This is a genomic window from Mycobacterium sp. ELW1, from assembly GCF_008329905.1.
Classification (GTDB): Bacteria; Actinomycetota; Actinomycetes; order Mycobacteriales; family Mycobacteriaceae; genus Mycobacterium.
On the sequence record NZ_CP032155.1, the window covers coordinates 497,263 to 521,393 of the forward strand.

The window sequence follows — 24,131 nt, forward strand, 5'->3', positions numbered from 1 at the left end:
GTCAGGGTACCCGGCGCCCACTGTCCACTCAGCTACGGCGGGCGCCCCGCTCCGGGGTGGCACGCAGCACCACCACCACGACCGCGGAAATCAGCATGACGATGCCCACCGCCCACATGCCGGCTTTGTCGCTGCCGGTGAACTGGTTCAGCGCACCGGTCGCGTACGGTGCCGCGAATCCGCCGAGGTTGCCGATCGAGTTGATCAACCCGATCCCGCCCGCGGCGGCGGCACCGGTGAGGAACTGCGCCGGCAGCGCCCAGAAGCTGGGGATCGCACTGAACACTCCCATCGCGGTGATGCACACCGGGACCATCACCAGCAGCGGGGAGTCCAGATACAGCGCGATCGGAATAGCCAAGCCGCCCAAACCCATTGGGATCGCGACGTGCCAGACGTGTTCGTTCTGGCGGTCGGCGTGGCGTGACCAGAGGTACATCGCGATCGCGGCAAGGGTGTAGGGCACCGCGGTGATCAGGCCGACCTGCACGATCGACAGGTGCACATCGAAGGTCTTCTTGAAGTCGGAGATGATCGAGGGCAGGAAGAACGCCAGTGCGTACAAGCCGTAGGCGACGCCGAAGTACACCAGGGCCAGCAACCAGATCCGCGGGCTGGTCAGCGCCCGGCGCAGTGGGAAGTCGAAGCTGCCTGCGACATCGCGTTCCTCGTCGGCCAGCACGTCGGTCAGCCATTGCCGTTCGTCGGGTTGCAGCCAGTGCGCCTCGGCGGGCCGGTCGGTCAGATAGAACCAGCAGATCACGCCGAGGATGATCGCGGGCAACCCGACGCCGATCATCATGAATTGCCAGCCGGCCAGCCCGAACGTGCCTTCACCGGCCTGGATCATCCACGCCGCCAACGGAGTTCCGACGGCCGCGGCGATCGGGCTGGCCATCATGAACATGGCCACAATCCGCGCCCGGTAGGCGGCCGGGAACCAGCGGGTCAGATAGAAGATCACCCCGGGGAACAGCCCCGCCTCGGCGACGCCGAGCAGGAATCGCAACGCCAGCAGGGTGGGCGCGTTGGGCGCGAATCCGATTGCGACGGCGACGATTCCCCACGACACCGCGATGCGTGCCAGCCAACGGCGGGCGCCGAAGCGCTCAAGCGCCAGATTGGACGGCACCTCGACCAGGACGTATCCGATGAAGAAGATGCCCGACGCCAGGCCGAACATGCTCGCCGTGAGCTGCAGGTGTTCGCTGATGTCGGCCTTGGCGATGCCGAGGTTGGTGCGGTCAAGGTAGTTGACGAAGTACAGCGCCATGAGGAAGGGCAGCGCGCGAATGGCCACCTTGCGCAGGGTGCGCGCTTCCAGCGACTGCTCACCGGTCGATACGACGGACATCCGGCCTCCCGTTGACGACGTTGACCAGGTCGCGGCCGTCGTACAGACGGCGGCAGTTGTCGACGGCCTGGATCAGGTAGCGCCGCATGGTGTCGACGGTGCACCAGGTGACGTGGGGTGTCACCACGACGTTGTCGAGCTGGAGTAGCGGGCTGGCCGGGTCGACTGGTTCTTCGGTGAACACATCGAGTCCGGCGGCGGCCAGCCGGCCATCGCGCAGGGCATCGATCAACGCGGGCTCATCGATGACACCGCCGCGAGAGGTGTTGACCAGAACCGCATGTGGCTTCATCGCGTCCAGCGCAGCCCGGTTGATCAGCTTGTCGGTCGCGGCGGTCAGCGGCAGGTGCAGGCTGATCACGTCGCTGTCGGCGAGCAGCTCGGTCAGCGGACGCCAGGTGGCGGTGCCGTCGTCGGCGGTGCTGGTGTGCAGGACGGTGCCGCCCATCGCGAGCACGATCCGCTCGACACGTTTGGCGATGTTGCCGTAGCCGACCAGGCCGACGGTGCAGCTGCCGATGTCGCGCACCGTCTCGACCAGGCTGGGATCCGTCGGCCAGCCCAGGCCTTGCCGGGTGAGACTGTCCAGCGCGGGAAGCCGGCGCAGTGCGGCCAGCATCAGCAGCGCCGCGCCCTCGGCGACCGAGGGTGCGTTGGCGCCCGGCATGTTCGCCACCGCGATCCCCAGCTCGTCGGCTGTCTCGACGTCGATGGTGTTCACCCCGGCGCCGAGCTTGTGCACCAGTCGCAGCAGCGGTGCGCGGCGCAGATCCTCGCCGGACAGCGGACGCAGCACGTGCCAGATCACCTCGGCATCGGGCAGCTCGCGGTGCAGCGTCTCGTCGTCGTCTTCGTGGCACCAGCGAATGTCGAGCCAATCTGCCTCTGGTGCAACAATATCCAGCACCTTCTCGCCAGGGAGAAAGTGCGCCAGAACTCTTAGCGCCACCGCTTGGCGATCCACTTCGCGATCGTGTCCGCCTGCTCGCCCCGCGCGCCCGGCGTGGTGAAGTAGTGGTCGGTGTCGATGGCGCACAGAGTCTTGTCGGTGCTGGCCAACGCGTCGAAGATGCGCTGAGCGTCCGATGGGAACACCCCGGTGTCCTGCTCGGCGTTGATCACCAATGCCGGGACACTGACCCGGCCCAGATGCGGTTCGGCGCGGGTCTGGGCGGTCTTGAGGCTCCACATGCCCAGCCAGCTGCGCAGCGTGCAGGCTGCGGCAATGCCGTGTGCGGAGCGGTTGGCCTTGACCGGAACACCGGCGTAGCAGAGGTTGGGTTGCCGTTTGGTGGGTTCGATGGCCGGGTCCACCATGCGGGGATCGGCCCAGGTGCGCATCACGGTGAACGGCCGATCGGAGAAGCCGGCGGCTTGCACCCGCTTGAGCTCGGTCTCCGCCCAGTCGGTGATGGCGTGGTTACGGGCGATCTGAGCCGACCGGTAGCGGGCCAGAAACTCGGCGGAGAACGGTGGCCCGTTGCGCTCGTCGAACAGGTCGAGGTCGGGATCGGTGGCCACCGCATCGTTTTCGTCGGTGACGGCGCCGTCCATCCAGGCGGTCAGGACGTCGGGACGCCCCGGGTGGGCGGCACTGGCGATGTAGCCGTCGGCGGGCGGCAGATCGGTCAGCCCCGCAGCGGGCCTCATACCGTCCAAGGGGGTGACGTTGGGGTCTACGGCCTGGGACTGATAGGCCGCCATCAATGAGCCGCCTCCCGAATTGCCGAGGAGCACAATCGTTTCCACGCCCTGGATTTCCCGCAGCCAGCGCACTCCGACGCCGATGTCGACCAGGGCATGGTCGAGCATGAAGCTGCTCTCGAATCCGCGGAAGCGGGTGTTCCAGCCGAGGAACCCGACTCCGCGGGTGGCCAGGTAATCGGCGAGGTAGTGCTCGGAGAAGTCGATCTGGTAGTGGGTGGCGATGACGGCGACCTTCGGCTTGCGGCCCACGCCGCGGTGATACAGGCCCTGGCAGGGGTGGCCGCCCGCACCGGCCCGACGCGCGGTGGGCGAGGACACCCCGATGAATTCGCGCACGACTCCGGGTGTGGGCATGTCGGTGGCCTCCTGCGGGTGTTGATCGCTGAGGAGACGATATTCGTCAGCGTCGATGTGCATGCCTGAATGCGGTGTTAGGTTCGGTTGGGAGAGTCGACCAGCATCTGTGGGGGCACACCGTGATCAAGCCGCACAACACCAACCCAGAATTCGAGCTCGGGGGTATCAACCACATCGCGCTGGTGTGCTCGGACATGGAGCGCACGGTCGATTTCTACTCGAACGTGCTGGGTATGCCGCTGGTCAAGTCGCTGAACCTGCCCGACGGACTGGGGCAGCACTTCTTTTTCGACGCCGGCAACGGCGATTGCGTGGCGTTCTTCTGGTTCACCGAAGCGCCGGACGGCACAGCGGGCAGCACCACCCCGGCGGCGCTGCCCGGCCTGGGGTCGATCGTCAGTGCCGTGGGCTCGATGAATCATCTGGCTTTCCATGTGCCGGAGGAGAAGTTCGACGAGTACCGCCAGCGACTCAAGGACAAGGGTGTGCGGGTCGGGCCGGTGCTCAACCACGACGACAGTCCCCAGGGAGCCACTCGCGAGCTCCACCCCGGGGTGTACGTACGGTCCTTCTACTTCAGCGATCCGGACGGAATCGTGCTCGAATTCGCCTGCTGGACGCGAGAATTCACCGATCACGAAGCCGCAACTGCGCCCAAGACGGCAGCCGACCGCAAGCAGCCGATCGCCGCAGGCTAGTCGCGGAACAGCCGCGGATCGCCGAGTTCGTCGATGATCGCGGTGAGCTGATCGGCGAGTTCGGCGGGTGTCAATGTGATCGCGCCGCCCAGCCAGGCGCTGATGGTCTGGCCGACGCCGCCGACGACGAAGTGCGCGAATGCCTTGATCCGGTCGTTGGCGGGGCGGTGTAACAACGCCTCGACATGCTGGCCCGACAGCATGGCGAACAGCGCGCCGGACTCCTGCCGTTTGCGGACCACCGTCGTGTTGGACAGCTGCGAGCTGAACATCAGCCGACCCACCCGTGGATCGAGTTCGATCGTCCGCACGATATTGGCCATGGCCGCCCGGTTCTGCGCATCGACCGGCGCTGTTGCCACCGCGGCCTGCGTGGTGGCGGCCAGCTCGGCGACCACCCAGTCGAAGACCGCCGCGACGAACTCGTCCTTGTCGGCGAAGCTCTCGTAGAAGTAGCGGGTGGCGACGCCGGCCTCCCGGCAGATGCCTCGAACCGTGAGCTCAGCGGGGTCGACGTTGCTGCCCAGCAGCTCCAGCCCGGCCTCGAGTAGGCGGGCCCGTCTCCGGGCCAGCCGGTCGGCGGCATCCACGCCGCCATAGGGCCGTGCCTGCGTCATTAGCCCATCTTGACATTGCTGAGGCCAGCGCGGCAATATTGGGAAACATTCGTTGTCAGATTCTCATTCGATAGGTGGCCCAGCGTGGCGATCCGTGAACCCGTCATCAGCCACGTCGATCGGGCGGTGAGCGCGCCGCCGATGCCGTCGGCTCGGCGCCGCACCTGGGGGCCGGGATTCGACGACGGACTGATGGGTGTCGCGCTGCTGGCCGGTCCGGCGAACGTGATCATGGAGCTGGCCCTGCCGGGCGTCGGCTACGGCGTGATGGAGAGCCGGGTCGAAAGCGGACGAGCCGACCGGCACCCGATCAAACGAGCCAGGACGACCTTCACCTACCTGGCGGTGGCCACCCGCGGCACCGACGAGCAGAAGAAGGCGTATCGACGTGCGGTCAACAAGTCGCACGCGCAGGTGTATTCGACGCCGGACAGCCCGGTGGAGTACAACGCGTTCGACAAAAACCTGCAGCTCTGGGTAGCCGCGTGCCTCTACAAGGGCGGGGTCGACGTGGCCCGGGTGTTCATCGGCGAGATGGACGACGAGACCGCAGACCGGCACTACCGGGAGAGCGCGGCACTGGCCACCACTTTGCAGGTGCCCGCCGAGATGTGGCCCGCCGACCGGGCCGCGTTCGACAAGTACTGGCAGGAGTCACTGGACAAGCTGCACATCGACGACACGATCCGCGAATATCTGTACCCGTTCGCGGTGTCCCGGATCCGGGGCGTGCGATTGCCGAAGCGCGTGCAGGAACCGCTCGAACAGTTCAACCTGCTGATCACCACGGGGTTCCTGCCGCAGCGCTTCCGCGACGAGATGCACCTCGACTGGAATCCGGACAAACAGCGCAAGTTCGACCGGTTGATGGCGCGCATCCGGTTCGTCAACAACCTCACTCCACGGATCATCCGCGAGTTCCCGTTCAATCTGCTTCTGCGCGATGTGGATTGGCGGATTCGCACCGGCCGACCGCTGGTCTGACGACGTTCGGAACCGGTTCGGGTATCGCTTCGGGGCCTGACCGGCAATACTGGCGGGCGTCGCAGCGTCAGTAACGTCAAAGGAGATCAGGTGCCGGAAACCAAGATCACGGTCATCTACGACAACCCCACCGATCCGGATGCCTTCGAGGCCGCATACGAGGCCGAACAACTCGACGCCGCCCGCAAGATTCCGGGCCACATCCGGTTCGAGACCTCGAAGGTGTGGCCCAAGGAGGACGGGTCGCCGACTCCGGCCTACCGCATGATCGACCTGTACTACCCCGACTACGACGCGGCCAGCGCGGCGGTGGCCACTGCGGAGGCCGGTGCGTTCTTCGAGGCGATGGCGCGGCTGTCGACCGGAGGTGTTCGAGTCCTCTTCTCGGACATCCAGATTCCCTCGCACTGATCCCTGCCACTCCCGCATTGCCAGATTCCGCGAGTACCCTCGCGGCAGTGCGAAGTGACAACGACACCTGGGACATCACCACCAGCGTCGGCTCGACGGCGTTGTTCGTCGCCGCCGCCCGGGCACTGGAGGCGCAGAAACCCGACCCGCTGGCGGTCGACCCGTTCGCCGAGGTGTTCTGTCGCGCCGTCGGTGGTCCATGGGCTGCGGTCCTGGACGGCGAGGCGCCCGACCATCCGCTGAAGACCCCGGAGTTCGGTCAACATTTCGTCACCTTCCAGGCGGCGCGGACCCGGTATTTCGATGCGTATTTCCGTGCGGCGGCCCAGGCGGGCGTGCGTCAGGTCGTCCTGCTCGCCGCGGGCCTGGATTCTCGCGCCTACCGGTTGGACTGGCCGGCAGGCACCACCGTCTACGAACTTGATCAGCCGCAGGTGCTGGAGTTCAAGCGCGAGACCCTGGCCGCGCACGGCGCCACCGCGAAAGCCGAGCGCAGGGAGATTGCGATCGATTTGCGGGACGACTGGGCGCAAGCCCTGCGCGACAGCGGTTTCCGGCCCGACGAGCCGTCGGCATGGATCGCCGAAGGCCTGCTGATCTATCTGCCCGCCAGCGCCCAGGAGCAGCTGTTCACCGGGATCGACGCGCTGGCTGCTCCGGGCAGCCATGCGGCGGTCGAGGAGGGCCGACCGATGGATCGCGATGCTTTCCGCGAGAAGGTCGACGAAGCGAAGGCAAGCGACGACGAGCGGGGCCAGTGGTGGCAGCTGGTGTACAACGAGCAGCATGCGCCGGCCGCGCAGTGGTTCGCCGAGCGCGGGTGGACGGCGCAGGACACCACGTTGATCGACTATCTGAAGACCGTGGGCCGCTCGGTCGAGTCGGCGGACGCCGAGGCGGCCAACATGCTGTCCAGCATCACGCTGGTGAGCGCGATCAAAAGCTAGGCGCTAATTCCACATCACCGGCCGGAGGAACCGGTTGATGCGGCGCAGATACTCGGGCTGGCTGACGTGCAGGATGTGGTTGCCCGGGAACCAGTGCAGCGCACAGCGATCCCAGTGCTCCCAGAGCGCCTCGGCCTGCTCAGGCGGCGCCAGCCGATCACCGAGGCCGGTGATGATCAGTCGCCGATCCCGCGGCACCAACGGCTCGTAGTTCAACGCGCAGTGGTACGCCGAGGCGGCCGCGGACTCGTCACGTCCGATGGTGCCGAACTTGCGGCCCATTTCGATCAGTTTGTTGGCCGGCCACCACTCGTCGAACGTCGACTCCGGAGTGACCACCGGAACGTTGGGAATCACCGCCTCCAGCCGGTCATCGGCCGAGGCGACCAGCGCTGAGGTATAGCCGCCCAACGACATTCCGGTGAGCGCAATGCGTTCGACTCCCGTGTCGCGCAACCAGTTCACGACGGATCGGAAGTCGTGGACCGCTTGGCCCATGGTCTCGGCGAATCCGGCCATGCCTTGGGAGAAGAAGCCGTATCCGCTGAAGGGCGAGCCTTTTTCGGCGCGACGGCCGTGGAACGGCAGCGTGTACAGCAGCACGTCGTATCCGGTCCTGTAGAACCACGGCAGCGAGAAGAACAGCCCGTTGAACAGATAGGGCGAACCCATGAAACCGTGGATCACACACAACGTCGGCCGCGGACCGTCGTCGTGGCGCCAATGCTGGGCCCACACAACGTTGTTGCGCTCCAGTCGCTTCCACTGCTTACGCATATCCGGATTGATCGGTACGAAGCTGCTCTCGAATCGCAGATTCTCCACGTTGCCGTGTGCGATGTACTGCGCGACAGGGTTCGCCGGGCGGGTCGTCACGGCGGGCACGTCGGTGGGCGCGGGAAAGGATGCCACCGGGTCGCGGCGCGCGGCGAGCTCGGCGTAGAACTCGAGATTGCTGCGCTCGCGGTGCAGGTCCGACCGGCGCACGATGCTCTTGGCTACGGTCGGCAGCATGGACGCCCCGACCAGCGACGCGATCGCCGTGCGCAGACCGATGTCGGCCACCGCGGAGGCGTCGACGGTGAGCCGCTGAAGTGCGGTCAGATCGGAGCGGTCGGGCAATCCCTCGTATCCGGCGTCGGCACCCGGCACATCGGGCACCGGCACAGGAATGGGCAAGTCGACGTTCGACGTCATTGTCGCGGCCTTTCGAGGTCGGCATCTGTCATCGGATGCTAACTGGGCGCGCGGTTCACAACAGGTGATACACCGTCGCGCCGCCGACCTTCACCGGTCGGTAATGCTGCTGTACCCAGTCGGCGATCTGCCCACCGACCCGGTCGTGGCTGCGCATCCGGCCGCTTTCGACGTAGTAACTGATCTTCTGGGCGTGCACGTCGTCGATGAATTGCGCCAGGGTGGGCACCGGGTCGTTGCTCCAGCCGCCGATCGCCATCACCGCGGTGCCGGACGCGATTTCCAGGGAGGCCGCCGCCTGTGAACCGGAGGTCGCCGCCGACCACAGAGTGGGGGTGGCGGCCAGCATCTCGGCCAGCTGCGGGTCGACTCTGTCCGAACTGGCGCCCATCATCATCTTCGTGCCGAAACGGTTGCCGACGGTCGGCCACACGTCGGCGGTGTGGGCGGCATTCGGTATCGAGCCGTTGTGCGGGGTGGCAGCGGTGGCCACCGAGAACATCGCGGTGCCGGTGAGGCCCGCCACGAGCGAGACCGCCAGCGCGACGGGGGTGAGCCGCGGCCATCGGGTCAGCGCCGCGGCCAGCAGAACTACGGCCGCAACGCCCGTCCACCCGATGACCGAGCGGGCCCAGGTCGGGCCCAATTGTGCGCGGTGCAGCAGAATGACGGCCCACCAGGCGGCGGCCACCACCATCACGATCGCCGCGGATCTGCTCCACACCGCCGCCAGACCGATCAGCGCGCCGGCCGCCGGCGCCAAGGCGATGGTGTAGTACGGGTGCACCATGCCGGTCATGTAACTGAACACGACAGTGCACACCGCCAGCCACCCGGTCCACATGGTGAAGCTGGCGGCCTCGACGCGGCTTAGCTTGCGGCGCAACGCAAGATACGCGCCTGCCACGATGGCGACGACGGCGGCGGGCAGCAGCCAGGACGCCTCGTAACCCATCTCCGCGGAGAGAAGTCGCAGTACCCCGGCGTGGGTGGTCCACCCGCTGGGGTGTCCGTGGGACACCGCGTTGCCGCCTCCGACGATCCGGTCGACGCCGTTGTATCCCAGTGCGAGATTGAGCACCGTGTTGTTGGTCGAACTGCCGATGTAGGGGCGCGCCGCGGCCGGCCACAGCTGGACCACCGCGACCCACCAGCCGCCCGAAATCATCAGCGCACCAGTGGCACCCAGGAGATGCAGCAGTCGTCGCCACCAAGTCGTCGGTGCGAACAGTAGATAGGCGAGACCGAAGGCGGGCAGCACCATCAGCCCGGCCAGCATCTTGGTGAGGAACGCCAGCCCCAGCACGACGCCGACGAGCATCAGCCATCGCCACGACGCGCCGGGGATGGCGCGAATCAGAAAGTAGGCACCCGCGACCATCAACAGGACCATGAGTGCGTCGGGGTTGTTGTAGCGAAACATCAACGTGGCAGCCGGGGTGAGTGCCAGGACGGCGCCGGCGATCAGGCCCGCCACCGCACCGCGCCCGGGGTCGGCCACGACGCGACGCACCGCGGCGTAGAGGAGTGCGACAGCCCCGACCCCCATCAGTGCTTGCGGCACCAGGACCGCCCAGCTGTTCATCCCGAACAGCCGCACCGACAACCCCGTCACCCACAACGCGGCGGGCGGCTTGTCGACGGTGATGAAGTTGTTGGGATCCAGCGAGCCGAAGAACCACGCGCCCCAGTTCTTGGCGCCGGACTGGGCGGCCGCCGCGTAGAAGGCGTTGCCGTAACCGTTGATCGGAAGATTCCAGAGATACAGCGCCGCAGTGGCGACCAGAAGTGCGGTCACAGCGAAGGCCGGCCACCGGGGCGCGGCGCGCACCGGGACCTCAGCGATGGCCGCACCGAGTAGTTCGGTGTGGTCGGCGGTGGCGGTCACCGCACCACCGTGCCTGAAAGTGCTGGCCGGCGCTGGTTGGCGGAGCTGGGAAGTCGCTGTGTATTTCATGATTCACGCGCATGTGGTGAAGTGGGCGGCATGTGGAACCCGCAGACTTACCTGGCGTTCGCCGACCAGCGCGGCAGGCCGTTCTTCGACTTGTTGGGCAGGGTCGGAGCCGAGTCACCGCGGCGGGTGACTGATCTGGGCTGCGGCCCGGGTAATCTCACCGAACAGCTCGCTGAGCGCTGGCCGGATGCGGTGTTGGAGGCCGTGGACAGCTCGCCCGAGATGGTCGCCGCCGCGCGGGAGCGCGGAATCGACGCCGAGCTCGCTGACATCACCGCGTGGACACCGCACCCGGACACCGACGTTGTATTCAGTAATGCGGCGCTGCAATGGATTCCGGGGCATCCCGAGCTGATGGCGCGCTGGGCAGGCCAGCTGGATCCCGGTGCCTGGATCGCCGTCCAGGTGCCGGGCAACTTCGACGCGCCGTCCCATGTGGCGGTGCGCCGGCTCGCCGACCAGGAGCACTGGTCAAAAATCCTGGGCGACTTCGCCTTCCGAACCCCAAAGGTCGTGGAGACGCCTATCAGGTATGCCGAGCTGCTCACCGAGGCGGGCTGCCACGTCGACGCCTGGGAGACCATCTATATCCATGAGCTCGACGGTGAGAACGCCGTGCTCAACTGGATCACCGGCACCGCGCTCACCCCGGTGCGTGATCGGCTGGACGACGACCAATGGCACCAGTTCCGAAGTGAACTGATCCCGATGCTCGACGAGGCCTACCCTGCTCGGCCCGACGGGCGCACGTACTTCCCGTTCCGGCGGATCTTCGTCGTCGCTCAGGTGGGCAGTCCGTCGCGTTCGGCGTCGGCGCGGTAGCGGTCCACCCATTCGTCAGACCGCTGGTCGGCCTGGCGTTCCAGGACGGGTGCGGGCGCCAGTCGAGGGTCAAGGCCGAGTGCCTCGAGCACCTGCGCGACAACGTCAGTCAGGTTGCGCCACAACACCGGATAGGGCACGTCGATCGGGTGGACATCTTCTTCGGCGAACCAGTTGCGCCAGCCCTCTTCCTGCGCCCGCAGCATTTGCACCACGTGGGCGATCGCCCCGGCGTGGTATTCGGCTCGCGCATCCCGCACCGGGTCCGGCCGGCCGCGCCAGACCCGGGTCTGAACCGCTCGCCAGAACGAAACCGCCTGCGAGACAACGTCGGGACGGTACACGTGGATCAGCACGGGATCGCTGCCGACCACATCGCGGATGGCGGACAGGAGCCCTGATCCCGACCGCTCGGGAAGATCTTTGGCTCGACTGAGCAGAAGTGCGGTCTGATTCCACATCAGTTTGCCGCCCCAGATGCCGTTCGGGGTGCGGCCGACCGTGCGGATGTAGTCGCGCCAGATCTCCGCGGGAGCCAGGTCTGGCTTGCCTTCGATCAGTGGATCGAGCAGTCGCAGAATCGATTCGTCCTCGGCCTCGGAAAACCACTCCCTGGGCTGAGGCGACATGCTGGTGTTCGGCAGGTACTGGAAGAACTCCTGCGGCTCACCAGCGACGCCAGTCGCTCGCAATGACTCCACCAACAGCGTGCTGCCGCTGCGTTGAGAGGCGAGTACGAGATAGGCGGTCGGATGATCGGGCATGCCCTGAGCCTAACGGCACTCAGATACCGACGCCCAGGTCAGGTGGCTTTAATTCGCTGTGACGAAAACTATTGCGGGAAGCCGATTTCGTCGTCCAAACCTCGTTCCGAGGCGACCGCCGAACGGCTCGTCAGGGTGAGTCCGTTGATCTCGAAATAGGTCTCGGTGTAGCGGGCCGCGATCCGTGTTCCGGCGAACTCGGAAGGAATGGCGTCGCCTGTTTTCTGACGCCACTCGTTGAGCAGGACCGCGAGCTCCTCAGCGATGGCTTCGGCCTCCTCGGTCGGCTCGAGGAGAAGATTGTTCAATTCGGCCGGATCGGCTTCAAGGTCGTAGAGTTCGCGCGCCGGGCGCGGTGCGTTGATGAACGGCTCCACCGCCTGGCCGGACGGGCTTTCCTCGATGTCCAGCGGCAGGTCGAGCAGTGGTCGTTGCGCGTAGTTCTCGATGTAGCTGTACTTCTTGCTGCGGATGGCCCGGATGGGGTCGTATGAGTCGTGATAAGTCTTCTCGGTGTAAACATGCTCACGCACTGGATTACCCTGCCCGGCAATCAAATTGGCTGCGTGAGAGAGCCCTTCGACGTCATCGCCAGGGGTGATTCCGACCAGCTCCAACAAAGTCGGTAGCAGATCGACCCCGCTGAACAGTTCGTCATACACCAAGGATTTGCTCTGAAGCCGGCGCGGCGGCCGGATGATCGTCGCGATGCCGGTGCCGGCGTCGTAGAGGGTGGACTTCGCGCGCGGAAACGCCGGGCCGTGGTCGGTGAGGAACACCACCCAGGTGTTGGCGGCGAGCCCGGTGTCGTCGAGGGTGTCCAGCAATCGGCCTACTGCGGCATCGGCGACGGCAATCGAGCCGTAGAAGTCGGCGAGGTCGCCGCGGACCTCGGGGGTGTCAGGGAGGAAGTCGGGGACCTCGACGTCGGCCGTCTCGGCGGGCTCGTAGCGATCATGCGGATAAGGCCGGTGGGTCTCGAAGAACCCCGCGGTGAGCAGAAACGGGCTGATTCCCGCGAGTGGTGCGCTGTCGGTGAGCCACGCTTGGGCCCGTTCGACGACGTACTCACAGTACGAATTGGAGACGTCGAACTCGTCGTAACCCAGCCGCGCCGGGAACGACGTTTCGTGCTGCATACCGAATAGTGCTGAATACCAACCATGCTCGTGAAGGATGTGCGGCAAGGTGCGCACGCCGGTGCGGTACTCGAAGCCGTGATGCGCCAGGCCGACCAGTCCGTTGCTGTGGGGATAGCGGCCGGTGAACAATGATCCGCGCGCAGGCGAGCACAGCGGGGCGGTGGCGTGTGCGCGGGTGAACAGAACACCTTCGTCGGCGAGCTGGTCCAGGCGCGGGCTCGATACCCCCGGATATCCGTAGGCGCCCAGGCAGCGGCCCAGATCGTGCCAATGGACGATCAACAGGTTGTCCCGGCTCACGTACGCCTCCGTTCGGCTCCTGGGGTCTAGCTTGCCCCGCCCGGTGACGGTGCCTGCATCCGGTGCCCGGCGCAAGTGTTATCGACAGCCGGAGTTTGGTCGGGTCATTGCGCGCGGAAGATTACCGATTCCGAACAATCCTGATAGCAGGACGGTCACTCCGACGAACGTGCCAGGGTGCCGTGGTACTCAAGAACAGATGGCATCGAAGAAAACCTGGCTGACCGCCTCGATCGTCGTCGCCGTGGCTGTCTACGCGACGATGTGGGTCGGGTATGCGCTCAACTGGGGTTGGCTGGATTCGATCGACACCGACCTCCTCCAGGCTTTCCACAACATCGGCGCTTCACGCCCCGGTTGGGTGTCCTTCTGGGTGGTGTTCTGCGTCGTATTCGGCCCGAACGGCTTCCGGGTGGTCGCGTTGATACTGCTGATCATCGCTTTGGTGCGCCGCAAGGTGCCCACCGCGGTGTTCCTGGTGATCAGCATCGGGCTCATGGGCCTGGTCACCGAGGGCGCGAAGTTCCTCGCCGGCCGTCCCCGCCCGGCAACGGCGCTTGCCCACGGGTCGTCGACGTCGTTCCCGTCCGGTCACGCACTGGGGGTCATGGTGGGCGTGCTGGCCCTGCTCACCGTGCTCTGGCCGCATCTCAGTCCCCAGCTCAGGCGGGTGCTGGCCGTTGTGGGTGGCCTGCTGATCGTGCTGGTCGGAGTGGGGCGGGTGATCCTCAACGTTCACCACCCGTCCGACGTGCTGGCGGGATGGGCGCTGGGCTACCTCTACTACCTGCTGTGCGTGCGACTGGTGCCGCCGCTGCCGCTCACACCAGCGGCCGAAACACCGGCAGCACTCGGTACTTCGCGCTGAAGCTGGCTTTGTCGTAGGTGTCGCCGACCTCGCCGTCGCGGGCCAGCGGCGTCGGGCCGTCGACGGCCTCGAACGTGAACTCCGGCGCCTGAATCTCGTGGTAGAGCGGACTGCGTTCGAGGCGGCCGAGCGCGACCGCGGTGAGAATGCGCAGGCGGCTGAATCGCTTCCCGGTTTCCAGGATCCGAACGTCGAGAAGTCCGTCGTCCATGCGGGTGCGACGGGCCGGGGCGAAACCCGATGGCAGATAGACGGAATTGCCGAGGAAGAACAGCGACGTCTGAATCGTCTTGTTGTCGAACCGGATTCGAACAGGCGTCCCGCGGCGCAGCGTATGCAGCATCGCGTACATCCCGGCCAGTGGCTTGCCGACCTTGTGCTCGAGCTTCTCGCGGGTCTGGACGAACAACGGGTATGCACCGATGCTGGCGGTGTTGATCACCATCTGGTCTTCGTTGAGGCACACCAGGTCGACGCACGAGACGTTGCCACCTCGGATGGCCGACACAGTGCGGTCGACGGTCTCGCAGCCGATGTCCTTGGCGAAGTGGTTGAACGTTCCGGCGGGGAACACCGCCAGCGGCAGCCCGGTGGCGATCGCCACCGACGCCGCGGCGGACACGGTCCCGTCGCCGCCGCCCACTCCGAGCACCTCGGCGCGCTGGGCGGCCTCCTTCAGGACGGTCTCCGGATTGTCGTCCTCGCCGAGTTCAACGATCTCGGCCTTCGGCAGCTTTTCGCGGACCTCGTCGATGACCCGAGTTCCGGTACCGCTGCCCGAAGCGGGGTTGATGACGAGCACGACGCCTTCGCCCTCCGGACGCTCCGGGGTGTCGATGATGAGCGGCTCGTTGGACGGCAACTTCGCCGGCACGATCGGCGGAACCAGCCGGCCACCCAGCACAGCGATCGCCGCGCCGATCCCGAATCCGGCGAACACGTCGCCGGGGTAGTGCGCGCCGGTGGCCACCCGGGACAGGCCCACCAAGCCCGCCAGGAGCGCCAGGCCCAGGCCCAGCGGCGGGTTCTCCAGTCCGACGCCGACCGCGAAGGCGGCGGCACTGGCCGAGTGGCCGGAGGGAAGCGAATTCGACGTCGGGACTCGGCGCGACCGTCGGACCAGCGGAACCAGGGTGCGGTTCGGACGATCGCGTTTCCACACCCGCTTGGCGCCCTGATTGGTCACCAGGCTGGTGATGGCCAGCGTGATCACCCCGCGGCCGGCGCCCCGGCGCGCCGAGGGCGAACCCGTCGCAGCCAGGACAGCGGCGATCGCGAACCACAGCTTGGAGTGGTCGGCGGCGCGGGTGAGCACCGGCATGGCCTTGTCGAGAAGCAGGCTCGGCGATTCGGCGACGGCCTCGAACACCTCGCGATCCAGCGTGCCAAGCCCTCCGGTGATCTGACGGATGCCTTGACCTTCGAGCAAGCTTCGCGATGTCATCGCTCCACGGTATCGGGGTCAGGACTTCGGCTCGCCGGATCCCTCGTCTGCCGGCTTGCTGTCGGGCAGGATGATGCGCCTGGTCGCGACCGGCTTGCCGTCGACCTTCTTGGTGACGTGAGGGTCGGCGGGCGGCGGGGTGGTGATGCGGCCTTGAACTGGGGCGCCGTTTTTCACGGTCGGCACGGACACTCGCTTGGTGTCGGCCTTGGCGTCCTTCTCCGATCCGCCCGCGCCGTGCATCGCGCCGGGCGGGATCATCGGCATGCCGCCCATGCCGCCTGCGGGGGCCGACGTCGGCGCAGCCATTCGCGGTGCCGGCACTTGGGTGTTTGCTGCTGACGGCGAGGTTCCTGCGGCGGGCACCGGGGGCGGCCCGAGCATAGCGGTCGGCGAGGTACCGCCGATTCCGCCGCCGCCACCGCCGGATCCGCCACCGCCAGAACCCATTTCGCCGGGTGTCTCACCGAATTCGCCCAACGGGTCGGTCAGGCTGGCTTTGTCGAGTTCTGCCGAGGCGCCGCCGGCTTGCTGCATCATGCCCATGCCGGCCTGCATCATTTGTTGGGCGCCTTGGGCGACCTGCTGGGGGATCTGGGCCAGCGGCTGCAAGGCTCCGCCCATCGCGCCGGCCAGGGCGCCGGCGAGCTGAGAGGCCATCTGCGGAAGTTGTTGGGCCATCTGATCGGCCTGGCCCTGCCCGGCGACGCCTTTCATCTCGGCGTTGGCCTGCTCGTCCTGGGCGGGGAATTTCGCGGCGGCCTCGGCGGTCTTGGAATCGCGCTTGGCGTGTTCCTCGATGCTTTCGGTGTTGTCCTTGGGGTCACCGAGATTGGCGGCCAGGCCGAGGACGCGCAGCAGCTGTTCGATCGGGGTCGCGCCGGCGACGAGCGGATCGGAGGTGATGGGTGGTGGGGGCATGTTCCCAGCGTTGGCCGATTCATAGCCGCCCTGAGTCACGTTGAGCTGTCCGCCGCCACTCATCGGTGCACCTCTCCCTTCAGTGCCAGGTTCAGGGCCTGAAACCACGCGAAGTGGTAGTTGGCAGCGGTCTTTTCGCCCTTGATCAGCGCGTCGATGGTCGCCAGGAGCTGCCAGTTGCCGACGTTAGCGGTGTCGACGTGATCGGGGTAGTCACCTAGGACCTTGCCTGCGACGGTCGCGAGGTGTTCGCGAAGCAGTTCGACTTCGGAGTCCAGGTAGCCGGTGCCCGTCGATGCGGCTTTGGCCAGGGTGTGGGCGAGGCGGGGTAGGCCGTCGCGCCACTTGGTGGCTTGGGCGAGCTCCCAGCCGAGGTCTTCGACGTCTGCGGTGTCGCGGGCGCGGATGGACATCTGCGTGGGTTGTGCGTCTTCTTCGGGCGGGAGGTACTGGCCCGGGGCATAGGCGGCGGTCAGGGTGGTCTCGCCGAGGAGGGCGTCGAGTGTCTTGGCGCGGTTGCCTGGCTTGAGAAGCTTGATGCCGGTGGGGATTTCGACTTGGGGTGGGATCCAGCCGCTGGCAAGGTCGGTGGCCAGGACGGTGGTGACGTCGTCGCGGTCGCCGATGGCCCAGCGCAACTTGGGTTCTTGACGGGCGACGGCGTCGAGCAGTCTGTTGAGGCGTTGTTGGGCTTGGGTCACGACGGCGCTCGCGCCGGCCATGGCGCCGGTAGTGGTTGCGGCGACGGCATTTTCGGTGAGTCCGGCTGGTGCGGACGCTGCGGTCGATGCGGCTGTCGGAGCTTGGCGGACGACGGCAGGCTGGTTGAGCTGGGTGCCGGCGGACGGGTGGACCGGTGCCGACCCGGGGGATGCGGCGGTCGGCATGGCCGGCTGTGCGGCGGGTGCGGTGGCCGCGGGGGGTCTCAGGTCCGCACCGTAGGCAGGCAGCGGACCTTGAGGAGCGGCGGGGGCGGCCGTCGAGGGCATGACGGGCGCTTGGGCGGCAGGGGCGGCGACGTAGGCCTGGGTGGTATCTGCTGGGGGAGCGACGGGTGCCTGGCCGGCGTCGTATGTCGGTGCGGCGTGGGCTGTTTCGAAGAGCGGCGCTCCTGCGGTCGGCGCTGTGGGCGCCATTGGCGGTGCAGCCATGCTCTCGGGGTGGAGGGGGGTTTGCGGCTGCATGGCGTGGGCAGCGGTGTTCGAGAGACCTTCAGCGCCCGACGAAACCGGGCCGCCGGCTTGTGCGCCGCTGTTGAAATTCTGGGCGAAGCCTTCGGGGGAGAGCGCGTTTGTGGGGGCGGAGGTTGAGGGGAGAGAGGGCTGCGATGCACCTGCCGAAATGTTGGGTGCACCAATCGAGCCGCCCTGGCCCATGCTCACCCCGCTGCCGGGTAACGAGGTCTGACCTCCAGAGGCCAGCGGGTTAGAAGTGATGTTCTGGGGCGCTGGAGGTATTGCCGGGGTCGAAGTAGCTCCTCCTGCGCTCAGATTGCGGGGCTCACCTACCGCGGCTGGGACGCCGGCCGGCGCTCCCACGGTCTCACCGCTTTGCGTCAGCCCCTGACCAACGTTGGAGTGTCCAGTGCCCGCGATCTTCGGTGCAGGTGGTGCGTCGTCAGCACCCGAAGTCAAGAAATTTTGGCCGGGTGTGCTGGCCCCGCCTGCGGCAGGTGCTCGCTTTAGGTCTTCCAACGTTTTGGTCACTTGTTCGCGTACGCCGTCCGGGCTAGGGGACCCAAACGCGCGATCTAGGTCAGCGCCATTCGACTTTGCGAAGGACTGGGCTGAAACTCCGCCAAGCTCGCTGTCCAAGACGGGCTGGATAGCTCCGTAGAGGGAACCGGCGTGTTTGGCTGCTTCGGTATTCGCGAGAGTTTGACCCTTCATGACCGCTTCGACGATTCGATCGATCTTGACTGGCAGCGGATCCTTTGAGTTCTGGATTCCCCTTATTTCATCGTTTCCTTGAGCGGCTATTGTAGACAAGTTAGAGCGAAGTTCTGTAACTGATCTCTCTGCTGACTCGTACGACGTCTCTTTAGTTCCATTTTTCGTAGCTAACTCCCGAGCCTGCTGCTCGCCAGATTGAAAGGCTAACCGAGCATCTTCCGCAGTTACCCCTTCCTGCTCGCCGAGAACACCCGTTCGGACAGTTCCGAGTTGATCCGCGTAGGAGTGCAACAACGTTTGTATATTCCTGCGGTTTCCGGTCGCCGCGTGCAACAAAGCTAACGAACTCGCGTCCGGCCATTGGTGGCCGACTAGAAGCGGCGACCAGTCACCCGGAGGGTAGTCGGTCACTTGCAGTCACCCTGAAGCCGGGTTTGAAGGTCCATCGAAGTTTGATAATACGAATCAAGCCGGGCTTTATCGCTGTTACCGATTTGTTCGAGGACGGTTTCATTATAAGCGTTGGCGAGTTCTCGAATCGAGGAAGTTAACTCGTCAGGCGAGGCAGGATTTTCATTTACTTTCTGCAGTAGATACTCGGCCGCCATGTGCACCGCTAGTCGAGTATTAACAGCGACTGCGAATGGATCGCCGGTTTGATTCGGCACTTTTCGGTTGTTGACGTCGAGCGTGTCGTACACGCGATTGAAAGCGTCGCACACAGCCTTCTTCGCATCCAAGACTTCTTGCTCGCTGTATGTCTTGGCCGCCGGAGTCTCAGGCTTCGGCGCCGGCCGAAACCACGCGCCAATTGCGACCGCAACAGCTATTACCGCGATGACGATCGCGATGATCGTCGGCAACCGCGACGGGCCTCCCGACGGGGAGGTCCCTGCCACGGAGCTGGTCCTGCAGGCCCGGGTCCGTACGGCACTTGCGACATGTCGAAATGGTATCCCTTGCGTTTGCCGGTCCGCTATTCACCAAAAGGTGCAATACCCGCTCCGACCAGCCGGTACACGCAGTTCAAGTGCCCCCGGAACGGATGCAAATACCCCAGCACTGACAAGACATCGTTAGCTGGCCCAGACGCAACCGTCACCGAACCTTGACTTGACCCGCCAGGAACCTCACAGGGACCATGAACCGATGCGCCGAGCCGTCGTTTCGATCTGTGCTGCCTTCACCGCGGCGCTGCTCGCGCTGTCCTCGGCGCCGCCCAGCCACGCCGAAACCCCGTGGTTTCAGTCCAACGTCGGCGGCGCTACCCAGGTCCTGTCCGTCGTCAGCACCGGCGGAGCCACCGCCAAGATGGACGTCTGGCAGCGCGGCGCCAACGGCTGGCAGCCCGTCCTCGTCGGAGTCCCCACCCACGTCGGCGCCAACGGCATGGTTCCTCAATCGCACGACGGCGAAATGAAGACGCCGATGGGCATCTTCACCCTCGACTTCGCCTTCGGCACCCAGCCCAACCCGGGCGGTGGCCTGCAATACGTCCAGGTCACGAAAGACCACTGGTGGGACGGCGACATGAAGAGCCCGACCTACAACACCATGCAGGTCTGCAAGAAAGCCGACTGCCCGTTCGACACCAACCCGGCCAGCGGCACCGAGAACCTCTATATCCCGCAGTACGCCCATGCGATCGTGATGGGCGTCAACAAGGCTCGCGTTCCCGGCAACGGCGGCGCATTCTTCGTCCACACCACCGACGGCGGCCCCACCGCCGGATGCGTCTCCCTCGACGACGACACGCTCGTCAAGATCATGCGCTGGCTTCAGCCCGGCGCGCTGATCGCCGTCGCCAAATAGCGCTGATCGAGCGTGCGGGTTGTCGGTGACATCGGCGACGATCGTCACCGACAACCCCCACGCTCGACGCAACTAGGGGTTCGGGTTGATCGCGGCGCCCGGCGTCGCTTTGAAGTTCAGCGCTTCGGTCGACATCGTGAACTCGTAGGTCCGGTCGTATCCGGTCTTGCTGATCTTCCAGCCATCGGGCGTCTTGCGGTAGCGGTCGCGGTAGAACGCCGCTCCCTCCAGCACGAAATTGAACTCCGGCACGATCACCCGGTCCTGCAGGTACCAGATGGCCTCGGCTTCGTCGCCGTCCACGCTGATTTCCGGATGGGTGACGCGGTGCTCGGTCAGCACACCGGCCGGCATCGACTTGCGCATGAACTCCACCAGATCCTTGCGGTTGGTGAAGCTGTGCTCCTCACCCAATGACGAGCCGTAGTCACCGACGATATCCTCAGTCAGGGTGTCGGCGAAATCGTCCCAATGCTTGGTGTCCAGCGCCCGCAGATAGCGGTACTTGACCTGTTTGATCGCTTCGATTGCTTCCGCATCAGCCATGCCGGTCATTGCAGCACACCGAATCTGTCGCCGGGGGCGGTTGTCCCGGTGACAATGTGCCCATGGCTGATTCGGACAAGCCCGACGCCGCCGTCCCGCGAACCAACTGCATCGACGGCTTCCTTCGGTCACCGTTCTCTGGCATCGCGCCCTGGATTGTCATGGCCATCATGTCCGGCCCGGGCCGCTTCGGGCAGGCCGCGGCCGCTGCGCTGGCACTCACCCTCATCGTCATGTGGGCGGGCAGCCGTCGCGGCATCAAGGTGCATTCCCTCGAAGTGTTCGGCGCCGTGGTCTTCGCCGGGTTCGTTGTCTTGGGCATCTTCGGCTCGCCAGCGCTCGTCAACTGGCTCGAGCTGTGGGCCGGCGAAATCACCAACGGACTACTCGCCGCCTACGCCTTGGCCACCCTGGCGATCCGCAAGCCGTTCACCATTGCCTACGCCCGCGACACCGTCGACCCCCAACACTGGGACAGCCCACTGTTCATCCGGGTCAACTACACACTGAGCGCGGTGTGGGCCGGCGCCTTCGTCATCAACACGGCGGTCGGCACCTTCGGTGACGCGGTGCTGCACGACGGTGACAACTTCTGGACCGGTTGGATCGTCCAACTCGCCATCACACTGATCGCCGTCGCGATCACCGAGTTCTACCCCGACTACGCACGAGCGAAGTCCTTGGCCGCCAGTGGCGAATCTGCCGAAGCACCGCCGTCATTCGGGAAGCTTCTGGACTGGCTGCCTGGTTTCGTGATCGGCATCGGAATCGCGGGCTGGGTCAGCGGTGCACTTGCCGCAGCAGTGGGTATCGCACTGATCGTGGTCGGCATCCTCGCAGGGGTGCTCGTGCGAAAACTGTTCCCGGAAGAGAAAGAGGAAACGACATGACGAAGCTCGCGGTCATCTACTACTCGGCCACCGGCCACGGCACAGCTATGGCCAAGACGGTTGTCGCAGCCGCCGAAGAGGCGGGCGCAGAAGTGCGCCTTCGGCACATCGCCGAGACCCGCGATCCGGAGTCATTCGCTCAGAACCCGGCGTGGACCGACAACTACGAAGCCACCAAAGACCTGCCGGCCGCCACCGGCGACGACATCGTCTGGGCCGACGCGGTCATCTTCGGTACGCCCACCCGATTCGGTTCTCCCGCATCGCAATTCCGCACCTTCATCGACTCGCTGGGCGGTCTGTGGGCGCAAGGCAAACTCGCCGACAAGGTCTACTCTGCGTTCACGTCTTCCCAGACCGCCCATGGTGGCCAGGAAACCACGTTGCTTGCCCTCTACATCACGCTCATGCATTTCGGCGGCATCCTCGTACCGCCCGGATACACCGATCCGCTGAAATTCGCCGACGGCAACCCCTACGGCGTCAGCCATATCACCGGCCCGGACAATCAGAATCCGATCGCCGAGGAAACCACCGCGGCGTTGCAGCACTTGGCACGACGGGTGGTCACCATCGCCGGACGGCTCGGACCCGCCGATCCCGCATAAGCTTCGCTGAAGCCCGGCCGCCCGTGAGGGCCGGGCTCACGATGTAGCTCAGAGAACTTCTGCCGGTGGTCTTTTCTCAATGACGCACCATCGCAAACCCGCTTGGGGTACCCTCGTCTCGTTTGCTAGCAACCATTGATACTCGGGGGTATCTGGATGTCTGTAGCGTCGCGCCGTACCGGCATCGGAGTTGCGGCCGTTGTTTTCGGGCTCTCCCTGGCCAGTCCGCAAGTCACCGGTATCGCGGTCGCCGACGGTGCGGACGCCGGAGCTTCCACAGCGTCGGCCGGTCCCGCCGCCCGGCACGGATCAAAAACCGCGCCGGTAGCGCGGTCGAGCGGCACCGGCAAGGCCGGCCACGGCGCCGCGCGACGAGCCCCCAAGGCAGCGAGCGACGGATCCGGCCGGACGCCACCACGGATCGGTCAGACTCGTTCCGGCACAAGCAACTCGGTGACCGTAACCGTTCGCCCACGAGGTGCCGCGACATCGGTCAGTCACACCGAACCACCAGCGGCATCGACCCGTGTAGCGTCCGTCGAGCCAACGGCATCCGTGACAACGACGCTCACGCCGAGGGCACAACAGATCGCCACGACCCAGGCGCCGTCGCTCACCAACGTCCCGCCCGCGCTGCGCGGGTTGAGGGCACTGCTGGGCAGAGTGCTGGCTCCCATCCGCACATTCTTCGAAGGTCTAGCGCTCCTCACGCGCCGGACGCTGTTCAACCAAGTCCCCACTGTCAATCCGATTCAGACGACCGGCCAGACCGAGGGAGCCATCACCGGCGACCTACACGGAAGCGATGCTGACGGAGACGCGATTCGCTACACCGTCGTGCAGGCTCCGATGCATGGCAGCGTGGTAGTCAACCGTGACGGGACCTACAACTACACCCCGGGATCCGATTTCACCGGCCTGGACTCTTTCATCGTCGCCGCGTCCGACACCGGTACTCATCTCAATATTCTGGATCTCAACCGGCCGGCCGGCGCCTATCGCAACGTCGTCATCACTCAAGGCGACGCAAGCCGAGCGACATTCACGTTCAGCTTCGTCAACGGGTCTCAGTACTGGACCCCGCAAGCCAAGGCCGCACTGGAGTGGTCGGCCACCCAAGTGTCTGCCTACGTAGTCGCCGGCGCTGCCATCAACATCGATCTCACCGTCAAGGCGACCCTGGCGCGCCCGAAGGTCGTCGGCATCGGACCGGGCGGTCAACCGATCTACGAAAAGGATTGCTCCACCGGCTATTGCTCCGACACCCTGGCATCGGCCGGAAGCCCGATGGTCAGCGGGGAGGGCCCCGGCTTCCGCAACCTGGTGGCCCAGCAGAAGCTCATCACCGGCGCCGACCCCAATGGCAAGATCGCCGACGGCAATGTGACGGTCAACTTCGGTAACGACTGGGCGTTCGGTGACAAAGTCGGCGAGGACGAGATGGACTTCGAGTCCACGATGATGCACGAGCTACTGCACGCGCTGGGATTCTTCGACTCTGTCACCGACCCCAACCCGGAGGGTCGTGACGTCTGGACCACCTACGACCGATTCATCACCGATGCGAACGGAACGCCTGTAATCGACGGCAGCAGTTACGCATTCGGTGCTGGCTTCACCCCGAACCTGACCGGCGGCAATGGCGGGCTGTTCTTCGGTGGACCCAACGCCCGAGCGGCCTACGGCGGTGTCGTACCGCTCTACGACGGCTCACCGTCGCACCTCGATGACAAGGTGTTCGACAACACCGACCCGACGGCCAAAAATGCTTTGCAGCTGATGAATTCGGCAACCGATGACGGTAAGGGGGTCAGGATCCTCAGCGCCTACGAGATCGGCGTGCTCAAGGATCTGGGCTTTACGATCGCCGTTCCGGTGTCACAACTTTGAGGA

23 protein-coding genes are annotated in these 24,131 nt (G+C 65.7%); 10 read left to right on the forward strand and 13 right to left on the reverse strand.

The features are described from left to right. Positions 1-28: 28 nt before the first annotated feature. From D3H54_RS02170 to D3H54_RS02180, 3 genes are read right to left on the reverse strand one after another with little or no spacing between them, the layout of a single operon-like run. Positions 29-1,354: an MFS transporter gene (locus D3H54_RS02170; RefSeq protein WP_149377658.1), complete on the reverse strand. Its 1,326-nt coding sequence runs from the start codon at positions 1,352-1,354 to the stop codon at positions 29-31. Next, the gene (locus D3H54_RS02175; RefSeq protein ID WP_286199085.1) at positions 1,332-2,318 is read right to left on the reverse strand and encodes a 2-hydroxyacid dehydrogenase; all 987 of its coding nucleotides are present in this window, start codon (positions 2,316-2,318) and stop codon (positions 1,332-1,334) included. Before D3H54_RS02175 ends, D3H54_RS02170 begins: the two co-directional genes overlap by 23 nt. Then, on the reverse strand, positions 2,294-3,415 hold the full coding sequence (locus D3H54_RS02180) for an alpha/beta hydrolase (protein WP_149377659.1): 1,122 nt from the start codon (positions 3,413-3,415) through the stop codon (positions 2,294-2,296). The genes D3H54_RS02175 and D3H54_RS02180 overlap by 25 nt, the downstream gene beginning before the upstream one ends. Positions 3,416-3,537: 122 nt before the next feature. Here D3H54_RS02180 and D3H54_RS02185 point away from each other — a divergent pair, with 122 nt between their 5' ends. After that, positions 3,538-4,116, forward strand: coding sequence for a VOC family protein (locus tag D3H54_RS02185; protein WP_149377660.1), 579 nt, complete (start codon positions 3,538-3,540; stop codon positions 4,114-4,116). Here D3H54_RS02185 and D3H54_RS02190 read toward each other — a convergent pair. After that, a complete protein-coding gene (locus D3H54_RS02190) occupies positions 4,113-4,733 on the reverse strand; it encodes a TetR/AcrR family transcriptional regulator (RefSeq protein WP_036342864.1) in 621 nt (206 codons plus the stop codon). The two genes, D3H54_RS02185 and D3H54_RS02190, sit on opposite strands and share 4 nt — an antisense overlap. A gap of 84 nt (positions 4,734-4,817) precedes the next feature. Between D3H54_RS02190 and D3H54_RS02195 the strand changes: the two genes are divergently transcribed. The 3 genes from D3H54_RS02195 to D3H54_RS02205 all read left to right on the forward strand — a co-directional run bounded on the left by D3H54_RS02195 (position 4,818) and on the right by D3H54_RS02205 (position 7,075). Then, the gene (locus D3H54_RS02195; RefSeq protein ID WP_168214749.1) at positions 4,818-5,717 is read left to right on the forward strand and encodes an oxygenase MpaB family protein; all 900 of its coding nucleotides are present in this window, start codon (positions 4,818-4,820) and stop codon (positions 5,715-5,717) included. 90 nt (positions 5,718-5,807) lie between these two features. Next, the gene (locus tag D3H54_RS02200; protein WP_149377661.1) at positions 5,808-6,128 is read left to right on the forward strand and encodes an EthD family reductase; all 321 of its coding nucleotides are present in this window, start codon (positions 5,808-5,810) and stop codon (positions 6,126-6,128) included. 47 nt (positions 6,129-6,175) lie between these two features. Continuing rightward, a complete protein-coding gene (locus tag D3H54_RS02205) occupies positions 6,176-7,075 on the forward strand; it encodes a class I SAM-dependent methyltransferase (RefSeq protein WP_149377662.1) in 900 nt (299 codons plus the stop codon). Positions 7,076-7,078: 3 nt separating this feature from the next. On the opposite strand, the gene D3H54_RS02210 is transcribed toward D3H54_RS02205, so the two are convergent. Both D3H54_RS02210 and D3H54_RS02215 read right to left on the reverse strand, forming a co-directional pair. Beyond that, complete coding sequence (locus D3H54_RS02210; protein WP_149377663.1) at positions 7,079-8,272, reverse strand: alpha/beta hydrolase; 1,194 nt, start codon at positions 8,270-8,272, stop codon at positions 7,079-7,081. A 55-nt stretch (positions 8,273-8,327) separates the two neighbouring features. After that, positions 8,328-10,160, reverse strand: a complete 1,833-nt coding sequence (locus tag D3H54_RS02215) for an ArnT family glycosyltransferase (RefSeq protein ID WP_286199086.1) — start codon at positions 10,158-10,160, stop codon at positions 8,328-8,330. A gap of 99 nt (positions 10,161-10,259) precedes the next feature. On the opposite strand from D3H54_RS02215, the gene D3H54_RS02220 reads away from it, so the two are divergent. Then, positions 10,260-11,051 (forward strand): trans-aconitate 2-methyltransferase, encoded by a 792-nt coding sequence (locus tag D3H54_RS02220; RefSeq protein WP_149377664.1) that lies wholly within the window; start codon positions 10,260-10,262, stop codon positions 11,049-11,051. Here the strand turns inward: D3H54_RS02220 and stf0 are convergent. Then, a complete protein-coding gene (gene stf0 / locus D3H54_RS02225) occupies positions 11,012-11,815 on the reverse strand; it encodes a trehalose 2-sulfotransferase (protein ID WP_149377665.1) in 804 nt (267 codons plus the stop codon). The two genes, D3H54_RS02220 and stf0, sit on opposite strands and share 40 nt — an antisense overlap. Before the next feature lie 68 nt (positions 11,816-11,883). Next, positions 11,884-13,257, reverse strand: coding sequence for a sulfatase family protein (locus D3H54_RS02230; RefSeq protein ID WP_149377666.1), 1,374 nt, complete (start codon positions 13,255-13,257; stop codon positions 11,884-11,886). A 199-nt stretch (positions 13,258-13,456) separates the two neighbouring features. On the opposite strand from D3H54_RS02230, the gene D3H54_RS02235 reads away from it, so the two are divergent. Next, complete coding sequence (locus tag D3H54_RS02235) at positions 13,457-14,125, forward strand: phosphatase PAP2 family protein (protein WP_149377667.1); 669 nt, start codon at positions 13,457-13,459, stop codon at positions 14,123-14,125. Here D3H54_RS02235 and D3H54_RS02240 read toward each other — a convergent pair. From D3H54_RS02240 to D3H54_RS02255, 4 genes are all read right to left on the reverse strand, one after another. After that, complete coding sequence (locus tag D3H54_RS02240; RefSeq protein ID WP_149377668.1) at positions 14,079-15,569, reverse strand: bifunctional phosphatase PAP2/diacylglycerol kinase family protein; 1,491 nt, start codon at positions 15,567-15,569, stop codon at positions 14,079-14,081. The two genes, D3H54_RS02235 and D3H54_RS02240, sit on opposite strands and share 47 nt — an antisense overlap. An 18-nt stretch (positions 15,570-15,587) precedes the next feature. Further along, entirely contained in the window at positions 15,588-16,553 is a 966-nt protein-coding gene (locus D3H54_RS02245) for a hypothetical protein (protein WP_149377669.1), read from the reverse strand. Beyond that, a complete protein-coding gene (locus D3H54_RS02250) occupies positions 16,550-17,641 on the reverse strand; it encodes a DUF5631 domain-containing protein (RefSeq protein WP_149377670.1) in 1,092 nt (363 codons plus the stop codon). The genes D3H54_RS02245 and D3H54_RS02250 overlap by 4 nt, the downstream gene beginning before the upstream one ends. Before the next feature lie 1,148 nt (positions 17,642-18,789). Further along, a complete protein-coding gene (locus D3H54_RS02255) occupies positions 18,790-19,281 on the reverse strand; it encodes a hypothetical protein (RefSeq protein ID WP_149377671.1) in 492 nt (163 codons plus the stop codon). A 250-nt stretch (positions 19,282-19,531) separates the two neighbouring features. Here D3H54_RS02255 and D3H54_RS02260 point away from each other — a divergent pair, with 250 nt between their 5' ends. Beyond that, positions 19,532-20,194 carry a L,D-transpeptidase family protein gene (locus tag D3H54_RS02260; protein WP_149377672.1) on the forward strand — a complete coding sequence of 221 codons (663 nt, stop codon included), beginning with the start codon at positions 19,532-19,534 and terminating at the stop codon, positions 20,192-20,194. Between the two features lie 72 nt (positions 20,195-20,266). On the opposite strand, the gene D3H54_RS02265 is transcribed toward D3H54_RS02260, so the two are convergent. Next, a complete protein-coding gene (locus D3H54_RS02265) occupies positions 20,267-20,749 on the reverse strand; it encodes a nuclear transport factor 2 family protein (protein ID WP_102805056.1) in 483 nt (160 codons plus the stop codon). Positions 20,750-20,802: 53 nt separating this feature from the next. Here D3H54_RS02265 and D3H54_RS02270 point away from each other — a divergent pair, with 53 nt between their 5' ends. The 3 genes from D3H54_RS02270 (at position 20,803) to D3H54_RS02280 (ending at position 24,128) form a co-directional block, all read left to right on the forward strand. Beyond that, on the forward strand, positions 20,803-21,630 hold the full coding sequence (locus tag D3H54_RS02270; protein ID WP_149377673.1) for a hypothetical protein: 828 nt from the start codon (positions 20,803-20,805) through the stop codon (positions 21,628-21,630). Continuing rightward, entirely contained in the window at positions 21,627-22,238 is a 612-nt protein-coding gene (gene wrbA, locus D3H54_RS02275; RefSeq protein ID WP_149377674.1) for an NAD(P)H:quinone oxidoreductase, read from the forward strand. The genes D3H54_RS02270 and wrbA overlap by 4 nt, the downstream gene beginning before the upstream one ends. Positions 22,239-22,793: 555 nt before the next feature. Then, positions 22,794-24,128, forward strand: coding sequence for an Ig-like domain-containing protein (locus D3H54_RS02280; protein WP_149377675.1), 1,335 nt, complete (start codon positions 22,794-22,796; stop codon positions 24,126-24,128). The last annotated feature ends 3 nt before the right edge of the window (positions 24,129-24,131 follow it).